Annotated in this window: 14 protein-coding genes; 9 read left to right on the top strand and 5 right to left on the bottom strand. The window is 66.3% G+C overall.

The genetic code is table 11. From position 1 onward, the window contains the following. Window positions 1-492: 492 nt before the first annotated feature. The gene (locus AC1RWI_RS16875) at window positions 493-675 is read right to left on the bottom strand and encodes a hypothetical protein (protein WP_043352698.1); all 183 of its coding nucleotides are present in this window, start codon (window positions 673-675) and stop codon (window positions 493-495) included. 409 nt (window positions 676-1,084) lie between these two features. Between AC1RWI_RS16875 and AC1RWI_RS16870 the strand changes: the two genes are divergently transcribed. Then, on the top strand, window positions 1,085-1,792 hold the full coding sequence (locus AC1RWI_RS16870; protein ID WP_043352700.1) for a phosphoribosyltransferase: 708 nt from the start codon (window positions 1,085-1,087) through the stop codon (window positions 1,790-1,792). Window positions 1,793-1,832: 40 nt separating this feature from the next. Here AC1RWI_RS16870 and AC1RWI_RS16865 read toward each other — a convergent pair whose 3' ends face one another. Genes AC1RWI_RS16865 through AC1RWI_RS16850 form a run of 4 tightly spaced genes read right to left on the bottom strand, consistent with a single transcriptional unit; the run spans window position 1,833 to window position 5,504 of the window. Further along, window positions 1,833-2,345, bottom strand: a complete 513-nt coding sequence (locus AC1RWI_RS16865; protein WP_492867580.1) for a LeuD/DmdB family oxidoreductase small subunit — start codon at window positions 2,343-2,345, stop codon at window positions 1,833-1,835. Continuing rightward, window positions 2,342-3,649 (bottom strand): 3-isopropylmalate dehydratase large subunit, encoded by a 1,308-nt coding sequence (locus AC1RWI_RS16860; RefSeq protein WP_492867578.1) that lies wholly within the window; start codon window positions 3,647-3,649, stop codon window positions 2,342-2,344. The genes AC1RWI_RS16865 and AC1RWI_RS16860 overlap by 4 nt, the downstream gene beginning before the upstream one ends. Next, window positions 3,646-4,674, bottom strand: a complete 1,029-nt coding sequence (locus AC1RWI_RS16855; protein ID WP_492867576.1) for a tripartite tricarboxylate transporter substrate binding protein — start codon at window positions 4,672-4,674, stop codon at window positions 3,646-3,648. The genes AC1RWI_RS16860 and AC1RWI_RS16855 overlap by 4 nt, the downstream gene beginning before the upstream one ends. A gap of 50 nt (window positions 4,675-4,724) precedes the next feature. Next, on the bottom strand, window positions 4,725-5,504 hold the full coding sequence (locus tag AC1RWI_RS16850; RefSeq protein WP_492867574.1) for a GntR family transcriptional regulator: 780 nt from the start codon (window positions 5,502-5,504) through the stop codon (window positions 4,725-4,727). A gap of 661 nt (window positions 5,505-6,165) precedes the next feature. Between AC1RWI_RS16850 and AC1RWI_RS16845 the strand changes: the two genes are divergently transcribed. The 8 genes from AC1RWI_RS16845 to AC1RWI_RS16810 all read left to right on the top strand — a co-directional run. Beyond that, entirely contained in the window at window positions 6,166-7,611 is a 1,446-nt protein-coding gene (locus tag AC1RWI_RS16845; RefSeq protein WP_492867572.1) for a hypothetical protein, read from the top strand. A gap of 196 nt (window positions 7,612-7,807) precedes the next feature. Further along, complete coding sequence (locus AC1RWI_RS16840) at window positions 7,808-8,263, top strand: hypothetical protein (protein WP_492867570.1); 456 nt, start codon at window positions 7,808-7,810, stop codon at window positions 8,261-8,263. Beyond that, window positions 8,260-8,955, top strand: a complete 696-nt coding sequence (locus AC1RWI_RS16835; protein WP_043352716.1) for a C39 family peptidase — start codon at window positions 8,260-8,262, stop codon at window positions 8,953-8,955. Before AC1RWI_RS16840 ends, AC1RWI_RS16835 begins: the two co-directional genes overlap by 4 nt. Window positions 8,956-8,965: 10 nt before the next feature. Further along, a complete protein-coding gene (locus AC1RWI_RS16830; RefSeq protein WP_052494837.1) occupies window positions 8,966-10,207 on the top strand; it encodes a hypothetical protein in 1,242 nt (413 codons plus the stop codon). Between the two features lie 137 nt (window positions 10,208-10,344). Continuing rightward, the gene (locus tag AC1RWI_RS16825) at window positions 10,345-11,757 is read left to right on the top strand and encodes a hypothetical protein (RefSeq protein ID WP_043352718.1); all 1,413 of its coding nucleotides are present in this window, start codon (window positions 10,345-10,347) and stop codon (window positions 11,755-11,757) included. Between the two features lie 249 nt (window positions 11,758-12,006). After that, on the top strand, window positions 12,007-12,519 hold the full coding sequence (locus AC1RWI_RS16820; RefSeq protein WP_043352720.1) for a hypothetical protein: 513 nt from the start codon (window positions 12,007-12,009) through the stop codon (window positions 12,517-12,519). 248 nt (window positions 12,520-12,767) lie between these two features. Next, on the top strand, window positions 12,768-13,904 hold the full coding sequence (locus AC1RWI_RS16815) for an ABC transporter substrate-binding protein (protein WP_492867566.1): 1,137 nt from the start codon (window positions 12,768-12,770) through the stop codon (window positions 13,902-13,904). Between the two features lie 43 nt (window positions 13,905-13,947). After that, the coding region (locus AC1RWI_RS16810; protein WP_492867564.1) for an SDR family oxidoreductase at window positions 13,948-14,617 on the top strand (670 nt) is incomplete at its 3' end.

Genomic DNA, 14,617 nt, shown 5'->3' with positions numbered 1-14,617 from the left:
GAAACGTTTTGCCTATTTTTAATTGATAAAAATGATATAGAATCCGCGTGTAGCCTTACTTTCCCCGTCGGGCTATGCGCCTCCCTGCTGGATTCTCCTTGCCGGCCAGCGCCTCGTGTTCCTACGCGAGGCGCTCTTTTGATTTCCCTGTTGATTTTCCTGTCTCCCCCAGACGCCGGGCCTCATTCGCTCCGCTATCCCGGACGCGTGGGCATTCGTCCTACTGGGCTTACAGCCGCCGCCTGACAAGCAGCAAAGCCGCCGCGACTGCCTAAGCTGATCTCGGCGCCCCCCTGTTCAAGCATGTGGGCACGGCGCGGACACGGCGAGATCGCCGGCAAGACGCAGGCCGCTTATGGTGACGCCAGGGAAGACGCCAAGCGTACCCGCTAACGCGTGAGCGCAATGACGCAATGACACAATGGAGAACGCCGCCGGTGCCCCGGGGTCATGCGACCCAAGGGCACCGACGGCGTTGCTGCGTTCAGCGGCTTAACTGAAGCACTCGTTGTAGAAGCGAGTGGCGGTGCCGACGGGACGAAACGTATACGGCAGCTCGGCGAGTGCCGCTGCGTCGAGCGAGCCGTATGGGATATCGAGGCCTAGGCCGCTGGCGTCAGTGACCGCCCGGTCTTTGCGCTGGGTGTCGTGCGTGGATTTGTGATGCGTACTCATGTGCGTTCTCGCTGCGTCTGACTGGCGCGCCACGGGGTTATGCCTCGTAGCTGGCGCTGGTGAAATGGCGATCCGTGTGGCTGCCATCGGTACAGGCCATGTTAGCCAAACGCGCCGGAAAGATAATCCGGCCCGGGCAAAATACACTGTTGCGCAATCACGTCCAATCGCGCGCTGGCCGAGGCGCCGCCAGCACGTGGCACGGTGATCGGGCATGCACGGTGCCTTAGCCGTCCCATCCCGCCTTGCTTTCCGGATTCCCTTTCCCCACCTCGATTCGCCAGCCTTATCGGTCTATATTTGGCTAGTGCGCGCGCATGCCGCGCTGCCTCGCTGCCGTGAGCGGTGCGAGCACGCGCTCACGGCACTGGCCTGCCCCGGCCCGACCGACCCACTGCAGGAGCCAGCCATGTCCCGCTTCCCGCCATTGCCGCCGTGCTTTGCCGATCGCCGCGAAGCCGGGATCTTTCTTGGACGGCACCTGGCGGAACGCGGCTTTGGCGCCGCCGCGGCTGGCGAGGCGCCACTGGTGCTGGCGCTGCCGCGCGGCGGTGTGCCGGTTGCCTTTGAGGTGGCGCGGATCCTCGAAGGACGGCTCGATATCCTGCTGGTCCGCAAGATCGGGGCTCCCGGCTATCCGGAGCTGGCGCTGGGCGCGGTCGTGGAGGGCGACGCCGCCGGCAGTGCGCCGCTGACTGTGGCAAACGACGATCCCTGGACGCGCCGCGCACGTGACAGCGGTGCGTTCGATGCCGAGCGCGGCCGCCAGCTCGACGAGATCGGGCGCCGGCAGCAGCGCTATCGCGGGGGAGCGTCAGTGCCGGCGATGGCCGGGCGCACCGTGATCGTGGTGGACGACGGCGTGGCAACCGGCGCCACCATGCGCGCCGCGCTGGAAGGCGTGCGCCAGGCGCAGGCAAAGCGGGTGGTGGCGGCCGTGCCGGTTGCCTCCATCGAGGGTGAGGCCAGCCTGCGCGCGTCGGCGCACGAGGTGATCTGCCTGAACGTGCCAGCCAGCTTTGGCGCAGTGGGCGCGTTCTACCTGGATTTCAGGCAGACCACCGATGAGGAAGTGATGGCCTTGCTGCGCCAGCGTGCCTGCGGGCGCCCGGCTTGAGGTTGCGCGGCTGGTTGCGCTGCCGCCTGCGCGGGCGCCTTTAGCGCTGCGCTGCCAGCCTGGCCTTCAGGTGCGGCACCAGGCCACCGGCCTGCAGCAGGGCGCGCAGGAATTCGGGGATCGGCTCGCAAGCCACGCGGCTGCCATCGGGCAGCACCAGGCAAGCCTGCCCGAGTTCCAGCCGCGCCGCCGCGCCATCCACCAGGCGCGTGGCGTCGTGACAGACCAGCGCCGGCAGGCCCAGATTGATCGCGTTGCGGTAGAAAAGGCCAGCGAAAGATGGCGCGATCACCGCGGCCAGGCCGAGATGGCGCAGTGCCTGTGGCGCCTGCTCGCGCGAGGAACCCACGCCAAAGTTACGCCCGGCCACCAGCAGGTCGCCGGGGCGCACCGCGGCTGGAAACTCGGGACGCAGCCCGGCCAGGCAGTGACGGGCAATCTCTTCGACACCGCCCTTCATATGGGTGCCGGGTGCCATCTGGTCGGTATCCACGTTGTCGCCAAAGCGCCAGATCCGGCCGCCAGGAAGGGGGGGGATGGGGGCTGGGCTCATGGCAGCAACCCGCGCGGGTCGGTGATGCTTCCGGTGACGGCGCACGCCGCCACGGTCAGCGGCGAAGCCAGCCAGACCGCGCTGCCGCTTTCGCCCATGCGGCCGGCGAAGTTGCGCGCGGTCGAGGCGATGGCGCGGCTGTCGGCAGGAAAGCGGGAAGGGCCATAGCCCGCGCACGCGTTGCATGCATTGGGCAGCAATTGCGCCCCGGCGTCCAGCAGGATGGCCAGCGTGCCCTCGCTCTCGGCCTGGCGCTGGTCGCGCAGCGAGGCGGGCGCCACCTGCAATGTGACCCCCGGCGCCACGCGCCGGCCGCGCAGCACGCTGGCAGCCATGCGCAGGTCTTCCAGCTTGGCGCCGGTGCAGGCGCCCAGGTAGGCGATGTCCACGCGCTGGCCGGCGGCCTGGTCGACCGGGCCGGTGTTGGCTGGCGAATGCGGCGCGGCCACCTGTGGCGCCAGCGCGGCTGCGTCGAAGCGGTGGCTTGCCAGCACTGGCGCACCGGGCTCGCTGCGCCAGTGCGAGAGCGCGATGGCGTCGAGCTTCGCGGCGGGCACGCCGGCCTGCGCCAGCCAGGCCCGCGTGGTGGCGTCGGGCGCGATCAGGCCGGTCTGTGCGCCAAGCTCGGCGCTCATGTTGGTCAGCGTCATGCGTTCCTGCATGGGCAGGGCCGTCACGGCCTCGCCGGTGTACTCGATGGCTTCATAGCGGCCGCCATCCAGTCCCAGCCGGCCGCACAGGAACAGCATGATGTCCTTGGCGCAAACGCCGGCCGAGAGCTTGCCGTCCCATTGCAGGCGGATGGTATGCGGCACGCGCAACCAGATCTCGCCGGTGGCCAGCACGCCGGCCATCTCGGTCGCGCCGATGCCGAACATATACGCCCCGAACGCGCCGCCGGTGGGGCTGTGGCTGTCGCCGCCCACGATGAAGCGTCCCGGCAGCACGTGGCCGTGTTCGGGCAATACCAGGTGGCAGATGCCTTCGCCGTCGATGAAGTGAGGCAGGCGTGCCTCGCGGACCCAGTCGCGGGTGAAGCGCACGATGGCCTGCGCCTCGGGATCGGCCGCGGGCAGGTAGTGGTCGGTCACCACCACATAGCGCTCCGGGTCCCACACCTTGGCGCCCAGTTCGCGCAGCAGCGGCGCCACCCGACGCGGGCCACTGGAATCGTGCGACATGGCCAGGTCCACCCGGCACGTCACGATGGTGCCCGGCGTGACCCTCTCGAGGCCGGCCGCCCGCGCAACCAGCTTTTGCGCCAACGTGGCCGGCGTGTGGGCGGGCCCGGCGAGCGGCCTCATTCCGGCGTGGCTCCCGAATACTTGACCACCTTGGCCCAGCGCTTGATGTCATTGCGCACGAAGGCGGCAAAGGCCTCTGGCGAATTGCCGACCGGCTGCGCGCCGTCGAGCTCCAGGCGCTTGCGCACCGCGGGCGCCTCAAGGCCCCTGCGGGCAGCCTGGTAAAGCGCCTGCAAGACGTCCGGTGGCAGGCCAGCGGGGCCGAACAGGCCGAACCAGGCGCTGGACTCGAACCCCTTGACGGTGGCGCCGATCGGCGCGACGCCAGGGAACTGCGGCAGCGGCGCCGGGCTGGTGACGCCAAGCACCTTGAGTTTCCCGCTCCTGACGTGCGGGAGCACGTTGAAGGTACTGGCGAACATCAGGTCGACCTGGCCCGAGAGCACGTCCGTAATGGCCGGCGCGGTGCCCTTGTAGGGGATGTTGACGATGTAGGTGCCCGTCATCATCTTGAACATGTCGCCGGCCAGATGCACGGACGAACCCACCGAGCCGATCGCAAAATTCAGCTTGCCGGGCTTGCTCTTGGCCAGCTGGATCAATTCCGGGATGTTATTCGCGGGCAGGCTCGGCGTGGCAACCAGCACGCTGGGGACGGTCGCCACCAGCGTGATCGGCGTGAAATCCTGGACCGGGTCGAAGGGCAGCTTCTTGTACAGCGTGGCGTTGATGGTGTGGCTGGTGAAGCTCATCAGCAAGGTAGTGCCGTCCGGCACGCTCTTGGCGACCAGGTCGGCGGCGATATTGCCGCCGGCACCCGGGCGGTTTTCCACCAGCACGGGCTGGTCCAGCTCCCGGGACATCTCCTGGGCGATGGTGCGCGCCAGCGTGTCCGTGGTGCCCCCGGCAGGCGCCCCCACCAGGATGCGGATGGGTTTGCGCCCGGCCACCTGGGCGCGCGCCGACGGCGCCTGCGCAAGCAAGCCAAGGCTGGCGGCGGCGCCGAGCAGCCCGCGCATTGCCTTGCGGCGCGAGGGGCGCGCGAGCGCTTGGGAGAGTGGTCGGCCCATGCGGGGAGCAGGCATCGCGGTTTCCTTCCGGGAAGATCGTGAGCGTGCAGTATCGCTTGCTTTTCTTACTCGCGCAGCCCCGTTCGTGCTTCGCGCTCCACCCACACGTTGGCGCTGTCGCCAACGGCGGGCGAGAGTTCCATGCGGTACTCGTAGCGGTCCGGACGATATTGGCCAAGCAGGAATTGCACCGGGCGACCAGCCTTGTCCAGCACCACGCGGCGCACCGCCAGCAGCGCACCGCCCACCGGCACGTCCAGCAACGGCGCCACCACCACATCGGCCAGCCGGGCCGAGAGCGTCTGGCTGGCGCGCCCAAGCTTCACGCCCGCTGCCTCGAGCAGGCGCAGCATCGGCGTGATCTCGAGATCCTTGCGGTTCAGGCCGCGGCCGAGGTCGGCCGGCAGATACGTTGTGATGTGCGACAGCGGGCGGCTGCCGTAGTGACGCACGCGCACCACCTTGACCACCGGGTCGCCTGGCTGCAGGCCAAGCGCTTCGGCGACTTCCGGAGTGGCATGCACATCGTCGATCGAGATCACCTTGACCGAGGTCTTCTGACCCATGTCGATGATGTTGTCGAGCAGGCTGCCGGGCCGGTCGCCGAGCGTGACCGGCTTGATCGGATGCGGGTTGACGAAGGTGCCAAGGCCACGGTGACGGCGAACCAGACCCTCCTGCACGAGGCGATCGAACACGCGCCGCATGGTCACGCGCGAGGCGTGAAACTGCTTGGCGAGGTCGATTTCACCGGGCAAGGGGCCTTGACCAAAACGGCCTTCCACGATCTGTTGGCGTAGTACCACGTAAATCTGGTGATACAGGGGAACGACGGCTTCACTCATGGTTTCCCTTGTGATTGGGCGACAGGTTTGAATTAGCCTTAATGTACTTTAAATCAGACATAGAGCCTAGTCATGTTGTCATAAGTTGCTTATTAGTTGCTTAAACGTTGCCAAGGCGTTGCGCGCGCGCACTGCATAGGCAGCATGCAGCGCAATCTCCATACATTAAAGCCATTGCGTGGCAGGGCAGCGCATGCCGTGCCGGACTGCAACGGCCGGGTGTCATCCGAAGGGTTGAGACCCGTCGCGAGCGACGACCAGTGCACCGGCAGCGAGGCGTGTTTCACTCGCGATACAGCGCTTGCACCAAGGGTTTTCCTTAGGAACCTCGCTAAAGTCCTGATAGCAGGGGAATTTCGGCTGTCCCGGGGAAAGCACGGCCATGCAGTGCGTCCGGCCGTGTCACAGCCGTGTGACATGTCGCGTGCGGTTCACAGCAGCGGCGCCTGCGCTCGTCCTCAGGAAGCTAGAGAAAGGCTGATTGGATGGCTTTGTAGCCCTTGTGTTTCAAGGGATTACGGGTTTCGAGCCACGCCCTGGCACCGATTATGCGCAATGAGAGGCTGGTTTGGCGGAATGCCGGACCTGAGCCTTTAGCCGGCGTTCTCCCCGAGTGCCGGAGCGAGGCTGAGCCGCTGTGACATCCTCCTGGGAGCTTTGTATGAAAAAGACCTTACTTGCGTCGGCGATTGCTTTAGCCCTTGGGGCTGGCGGTCAGGCCTGGGCCAATCCGACGAACAACAATAGCAAAACAGATGGCAGTAATACACAAACCGCCACTGCAACTTCAACCCAGTCCGGCAGCGGCGCTGCGGCGAACGAAAACTCAACGGCGTGGCAGGATTCCAGCACTCACACCAAGGTAGACACCAAGACCTCGACCAAGAACACCACCACCACAAAGACCAACGCCGATAACAAGGGCAAGGTCACCTTCGACGACGGCTATGGCAACGCTGGCGCCAACAACGGCAGCACGGCCACCGCCAACTTCAGCAACGCCTTCAACACTAGCAAGGCCATCGCAATCAGCAAGCTATCTGGCTCGGTGAGCGGCATCTCGATCGGCGGTATCGGCAACGTTGCCACCAACAACGGCAACGCCAACGGCGGCGCCGGTGGCAAGGGCGGCGCTGGCTATGGCGGTACCGGCAAGGGCGGCACCGGTGGCAATGGCGGTAACAGTGGCAATGGCGGCAGCGGCGGCAGCGGCGGTTCGGCTAGCAACGGCAGCGCCAATGCAGGCTATGCCTCCAACGGCAGCGCCCACGCAGGCGACGGCGGCAATGGCGGCAAGGCCACTGGCTGGGGCGGCGATGGCGGCAACGCCAAGGCGTCTGGTGGCGATTCGCTCGCCGGTAGTGCTGGCCTGGGCGGCAAGGGCGGTGGTGTCTACAGTGACGGCGGCGGCGCGCTCGGCGCGGCAAAGACGGGCAGCGGCGGCAAGGGCGGTAGCGCTGGTAGTGATGGCGGTGGCGCGCTTGCGGCAAGCGTTGGCGTCGGCGGCGACAGCAAGGCCAGGGGCAACAACGGAAGCGGTGGCAACGGCGGTGCCGGTACGGCTGCCGCGACCGGCGGCGGCGCATCGGCATCGGGTGGCGCTGGCGGCTCCAGTGGCGCTGGCACGGCTGTGGCTACTGGCGGTGCAGCCGGCGGCACGGGCGGCGCAGGCGGCTCGGGTAGCGGCGGCGCGGCGACCTCTATCGCCGGTGCAGCCACTGGCACGGGCGGCGCGGGCGGTGCCCAAGCCAGCGCGGGCGGTCACGGCGGTGCAGGCGGCAGCGCGACCAATGGCGGCGCATCGACCATGGCCAGCAACGGCAGCGCAACGGCCGGCAACGGCGCGGTTGGCGCATCGTCCGGCGCCGGCGGCGCTGGCGGCGTGGGCATGGGCGGCACCGGTGGTACCGGCAATGGCGCAGTGGGTGGAGCCGGCGGCGCCGGCGGCGCCAACCTTGTCGATGCTGGCACCTTCAATATGTCCAACACCATGACCAGCGTTGGTCAGTCGGCAGCGGGCATCATGATCGCCAACCAAAACAGCGGCTTCGCTTCGCTGGTGCAACAAAGCGTCAACGTCCAGGCCAACCTGGCGGTCGGCAAGTAAGGCAAGTGCGTGGCGGTGGCGTGGGCAGCGGGTGGATGGCCCGCGCGCACGTCCCGCCGGCACGGCCTGACTCCGGCAACTTAGGGCATTCCGGCGCGTTGTTCGTGTCCGGGATGCCCATTCGACGAAGAGTCCACTCGTCTTTTGCATGGCCGCCAGGATGGGGACGGCACACAGAAGGCTGAAGGAGACACCAATGCGATCGGTCCGCTCCGCTGTCATCGCGATGACGACAGCAATCCTGGTTTGGCCTGGCTTGCAGGCCTACGCCGAGCCGCAGCCCGCCGGGCCATCTGCCGCAGTGCCTGCGGTCAACACCGGAACCGTCATGCATGCCGATGCGACGGGCCCGGAGCAAGTCCCTGCTGCCGTGATGGGCGTCGGTCAGCGCGGTGCCTTTGCCGGTCTCGGCAAGCCCGTCGCGAGCGACAAGCTGGACGGCATTCGCGGCGGCTCCGAACTGGTCGTCAATGACATGCGCCTGAGCGGCACCGTGGCGGACAACAGCGCGAACCGTGTGATCAGCGGTGCCAACAGCATTGCCGAAGGATCCTTCGCCAGCGCTGCGGGCTTGCCGACCGTGATCCAGAACTCGGGCTCCAACGTGCTGATCCAGAACGCAACCATCATCAACGTCCAGTTCAAGCCATGATGCTGCGCAAGCTGCTTTTGCAAGCTACGGTGCTGCTGGCTTCGGCCGGCGTGTCCGTGGCCTGGGCCGACTACGTCAACGTGCCCGGTGATGGCGGAAACTACTACAACGTGCGCGTCACCAGCCTCAAGGAGGCCCGGTACAAGACCACGATCCGCCAGCAATACGATTTCAGCTGCGGGTCTGCCGCGGTGGCCACGCTGCTCACTTACCAGTACGGCTATCCGATCAGCGAGCAGACGGTGTTCCAGAACATGTACGTCAACGGCGACCAGGCCAAGATCAGGCAGGAAGGGTTTTCATTGCTGGACATGAAGCGCTTCCTGGAGTCGCGCGGCTTTCTCGCCGATGGTTATGAATTGCCCTTGTCGAAGCTGGAGGAAACGCAGATACCGGCCATCGTGCTGGTAGTCGAGAGCGGCTACCACCACTTTGTCGTGGTCAAGGGCGTGCACGGCAACCGCGTGCTGGTCGGCGATCCGGCGCTGGGCACGCGCGCGCTGTCCCGCGAGCACTTCGAAGCGATCTGGGACAGCCAGTTGCTGTTCGTCATCCACAACCGCGAAGATGCCGCGCGCTTCAACCTGGCGGCCGACTGGCGCGTTGCGCCTACCGGCCCTTATTCAATGGGTATCAACCGGGATAGTCTGTTCTTCACCGTCATGCCTTCACATGGCGGTAGCGACTTCTAAGGAACGCACCATGTTCCAGACATCCTCAAAGCGCGGACAGCATCGACGCAGCGGTGGCGGTTCGGCCACCGCCGTCGTGCTGCTCGGTGCAGGCCTTGCCTGTGCCGGGCAGGTCCGGGCAGACGAAGGCACGGGGCTCGAGGCGCTCAACACGCTAGATGCGACCGACGCCGCGAGCTCTACGGCACCGCCTGCCATGCAGGCGGAATCCCCCAATCCTTACCTGGCTGCCGCACTCAGCAGCATGGCCGGCTGGACCCCGGCCCCGCACGAACCCAGCACGCAGGCGCTGGATGATCAGCCTTTGGCCGACCAACCGCCGGCGGATCGTCAGGCGGACCCACTGGCCGATCTGCTGGCAAGCAAAGACGCCATTCTCAAGGCCACACCCGACACCACTTCCGTCGCCCCCGCCGTCGAAAATCCGCGTCTGCTCGTACAAGGCGACAGCGCTGCCGAGTGGAAGCCGGTTGCGCAAGAGCGCTTGCAAGATCTTCGCGGCGGCTTTGCCGTGGCTGCCAAAACGGCCCCAGCAGCGATGGGGGATGTAGTCTCGCCAAGGCCGGCCGCCGCCCGGGCGCAAGCCGATGCGCCGCCCGTGCATGCCGCGCGCAGCACCATGGCGAGCTGGAAGCCGGTCGCGCAGGAGCGCCTGGATGACTTGCGCGGCGGCTTCGACGTGGGCGCGGGCCTGCAAGTTTCGTTCGGTATCGAACGCGCGGTGATCATCAACGGTGCCCTGGTGGTGGCAACCAGCCTTACTATCCCAGACGTGAGCCGCATCACGGCTGACCAGGCAAGCCGGCTGGCCGCGGCGCTCGGTGTGGCCACCGGCGCAGTAGCAGCGGCCAACGCGGCCGTGAACAACGCGCTGGCCTCCAACCCCGTTACAGCGGCCAACGGCAGTAGCGGTACCGGTGCCAGCAGTAGCAGCACCAGCACCGGCACCAGCGCGGCCGGCACGCCTGGCTCGTCGGTGACCACCCTGCCCGCTTCCGCGATAGCGGCGGCTGGCGCGGCCGTGACGAGCAACGGCTTGCTGAACCTGATACAGAACGGCCCTGGAAACAGCGTCGCCGCCAGCGCGCTGGGCGGCTCACCGGCGACGGTGATCCAGAACTCGCTGAACAACCAGACGATCCAGAGCCTGGTGACCATCAATGCGGGGGTGAACACCTTGCAAGCATTCCGCTCCGAGATGGCCGGCCAGGCATTGAGCAACGCATTACTGAATTCCGCTAGCCGAAGGTAGGCAATAGACGAGATGAACGGCAGCGGCTGGCAGTGGGTTGGGTAGTAGATAGCAATTGCGACAAGAGGGGCAGTATGCGTTAAGCAGGTTGCGGACTCCTGCACGAAGCAGTCCGTCGTCCGGGGGAGGAAGGCGAAATGAAAAAAGGGTCGCTGCGCGGCATCCGGCAGGCTGGGTGCTCGACTTTGCTTTTGCTTGGCGGAATGGCGCAAGGCCAGACCCCGCCCGATGATGGACCCACCGCTGCAAGGCTGGATGCCCTGAAGCGGGAGGTCACCGAGCAGGCTGCCGTCCTGGAGGCGATGAAGCGGTCGATGGCGGAGCAGGAGGCCACCATCCGCGAATTGCGCAGCGTGCTGGGCAACGACGTGCTAGCCAGAAAGCGCGGTGGCCAGCGCGCGCCGGGCACTGGCGTGACACCTGGCGACACGGCAACCAATGCTGCGGCAGCGGCCGCCGGCTCGGCCGGCACGCAACAGCTGCCCAACACCAGCAACGTGCCGCAAGTCGGCGTGGCGCAAGCCAGCGACGGGCAGGTGATGGCGCAAGCCGGTGACGAGCAACCAGTGGGCAAGCCGCCTGAAGCCAACACCGCGCCGCCGACGATCGCGCCGATCTTCGACCAGCCCGGTGTGCTCACACCCGCGGGCAAGATCGTGGTCGAGCCGAGCTTCCAGTACGGGTATTCGTCCAACAACCGCGTGGCGCTGGTCGGCTACACGATCATTCCCGCTATCCTGATCGGTCTGGTCGACGTGCGCGAGGTCAAGACCTCGACCTACATCGAGGCAGTTGCCTTCCGCTACGGCCTCACCAAGCGCCTGGAGATAGAAGCCAAGGTGCCCTACGTGCAGACCTCCGGCTCCACGGTAAGCCGCGAGATTTTCACCGGCACCGCCGTCGACAACGTCTTCAATGCGAGCGGCAAGGGCCTGGGCGATGTGGAAGCCACCGTGCGCTACCAGATCAACTATGGCAACGAGAAGATGCCGTATTTCATCGGCTGGCTGCGCTACAAGTCCAATACCGGCAAGAGCCCGTTCGACGTGGTCACCGATTGCGTGACGCGCTGCGTGGGCAATACCACCGGCACTGGCCTGCCGCTCGGGCTGCCCACCGGCACCGGCTTCCAGGCGGTGCAGCCCGGCATTACGTGGCTGCTGCCGACCGATCCGGCGGTGTTCTTCGGCACCCTCAGCTACCTGCACAATTTCTCGCGGGACAACGTCAGCCGCACCGTGCTCAACGGGGAGAAGGAGAACCTGGGCAAGATCGCCCCGGGCGATATCCTCGGATTCAACTTCGGCATGGGCCTGTCGCTCAACGAGCATGCGTCGTTCAGTATCGGCTACGACCAGAGCATCATCTGGCCGACCAAGCAAAACGGCCAGACCGTGCCGGGCTCGGTGCGCATTACGCAGGGCACCTTGCTGGTGGGCTATTCATACCGCTTCAACAGCCGCTACACGCTGAACCTGTCGGTAGGCGCCGGGCTGACGCGGGACACCCCTGACCTGCAGGTCACGCTGCGCCTGCCAATCACTTTCTGAGGACCGTTCGCGCGTGAAAAATCGCTGTCGGAATCGCAAGGTGATGCTGGGATCGCATGTCGATTTCATCGCCTTGCGCTTACTTCCCGACTGGCGTACAAATGAGAAAACCCGTCCCCAGGGCGGATACGGATGCTCCTCCACCTCCACCATCTGGCTTGGCATGGCTGCGTGAAGGCGGCTCCGCATGCACACCGCTGCCGGGATAGTCCGAAACGGCCTGACGTGGCCTGAAGCGAGGAGAGAGTCATGCGCAAACGTATCTTCTGGTTGTTGCCCGATCTTGCGAGTGCTCGCCGCACCATGGACGACCTGCTGCTGGCTCGCATCGAGAACAGCCACATCCACTTTGTCGCGCGCGATGGCGCCGATATGAGCGGCTTGCATGAGGCCAACCTGTTCCAGACTTCCGATATCGTCCATGCCGCCGAGATGGGGCTGATGGTGGGCGGCGGCATCGGCATCGTGGCGGGTGCGCTGGTCGCGATGTTCCCGATCGTCAGCGAGACTCCGCAATGGGGCCTGGTTGGCGTGCTGGCGGTGCTGGGCGCGGTGTTCGGCGCCTGGGCTTCCAGCATGATCGGCTGCTCCGCGCCCAACAGCCGGCACAAGGCTTTCGAAAAAGACATCGAGGAAGGCAAGATCCTGCTGATGGTGGACGTGCCGCGTGGCCGCATCGAGGAAATCGAAGCGCTGCTGCAATCGGCCCATCCGGAAGCCCGCTTCGCCGGGCTGGATCCCGCTGTTCCCGCCTTTCCCTGAGTTCTCCCTTGCGCTTGCCCTCATCCTGATGGGCAGGACGGTCCCGTTGTCACACCGAGGCTTGGGGGCCTGAGGGCCGCCAGCCCCCGGCGGGCACGCGCCCGATATTTCCCCAGCGAGCCCTCCCGCGCCGCTTTTGCAACAGCGATTTGCCGAATCGCCTTGCTTTGAGGTAATTTGCTTGTCGCGCGCCTATCCGTGGCGCGCATGACAAAGCAAAAGATTCGTAAGCGAACGAGGGGTCGGAGATGAAGACAACATGGATGGCGTGCGGCCTGCTGGCCGCCACGCTGGCTGGGCTTGCGCCGTTGGCACAGGCCGAGCAAGGGGTCACCAGGACCACCATCAGGATCGGGCAATCGGCCGGGGTGACCGGGCCGGTGGCGGGCTCGGTCAAGGAGCAGATCGCCGGGGCGCAGGTCTACCTGAAAACGGTCAACGCCAACGGCGGTGTAGGGGGGCGGCGCATCGAGCTGGTGACGTACGACGACGGTTTCGACGCCAAGCGCACGCCCGACAATGTGCGCAAGCTGATCCAGGAAGACAAGGTGTTCGCGCTCTTCATGGTACGCGGCACGCCGCAGAACGAAAGCATCCTGCCCATTGTCAACACAGAGAAGGTGCCGCTGGTGGCGCCGCTGACCGGCGCCATCACCTTGCATCGCCCGGTCAGCCGCTACGTGTTCAACGTACGCGCCAAGTACCAGGACGAGGTGGCCCGCGCGATCAACCATCTTGCCACCTCGGGCATGACCCGCATCGCCATCTTCTACGCCAGCGACGGCTTTGGCCAGGACGTGTTCGAAGGCTTCAGCACCGCGCTGCAGGCGCGCGGCGTGCAGCCGGCGGCCAGTGCCTCGTTTGCGCGCCCGATGGGCGATATCCAGGCCGGTGTCGCCGCCATCAACAAGGCCAAGCCGCAAGCGGTGCTGGTCATCGGCTCCGGCTCCGAGGCGGCGCGCCTGATCAAGGAACTGCGCCGCGGCGGCAGCCAGGCGCAGTTCGTCACGCTGTCCAACAACGCTGCCGATTCCTTTATCAAGGAGCTCGGCGAGGATGCGCGCGGCCTGATCATCACGCAGGTGGTGCCAGGCACCAATTCCAGCCAGATGAGCATTGCCAGCGAATACCGCAGCCTGGCGCGGCAGCAAGGCGTGGACCCGAGCAATGCCGGGATGGAGGGCTTCATGTCGGCCAAGGTGCTGGTTGAGGGCTTGCGCCGTGCCGGGCCGGACCTGACGCGCGAGCGGCTGGTCGGCGCGCTGGAGAGCCTGCGCGACTATGACCTCGGCGGCATCCTGATCAGCTACAGCCCGACGCGGCACACGGGATCGTCGTTTGTCGAAATGTCGATCGTGTCGTCCACCGGCAAGCTGATCCGCTAGTTTGTGATTCAGGACACTGGGCCCGCTGCGGTATAGTCGCCGCATGGCTACCTTACCTTTTTCCCTCGAAGGCCGCGTGGCGCTGGTCACCGGCGGCGCGCAAGGCTTGGGCCAGGCGATTGCCGCCGGGCTGGCGCAAGCCGGCGCGCACGTCATCGTCGCCGCGCGCAACGCCGAGCGCGTGCATGCCGCCGTTGCCGCGCTGGCCGCTGACGGCGGCCGCGCCGAGCCGCTGGTGCTCGACGTCACCGACGCGGCCGCGGTTGACGCCGCCTTTGCCCACATCGATGCCACGCATGGCCGCCTGGATATCCTCGTCAACAACGCAGGCGCGCGCAACCGCAGCAATATGGCGCACCTGAACGCGGCGGACCTGCGCGAGATGCTGGAGACCAACCTGGTGGCGCCTTACGCCTTGTGCCGCCACGCGGCGCAGCTGATGCGGCGCGGGCGCTACGGGCGCATCGTCAATGTCAGCTCGATCGCGGGGCAGGTGGCGCGTGCCAACGATGTGCTGTATCCCGCTACCAAGGGTGGGCTCGATGCGCTGACGCGCGCCATGGCAGCGGATCTCGGACGCGACGGGGTGACTGTGAATGCGGTTGCGCCCGGGTATTTTGCTACCGAGCCGAATCAGCCGATGGTGGATGATGCTGGCGTTGCCGAGTGGTTGCGGCAGAGGACTGCGCTTGGGAGGTGGGGGCAGCCGGAGG

It is taken from the genome of Cupriavidus sp. MPR-AND1C, from assembly GCF_058809705.1.
This window is presented reverse-complemented; position numbering and strand designations above follow the sequence as displayed.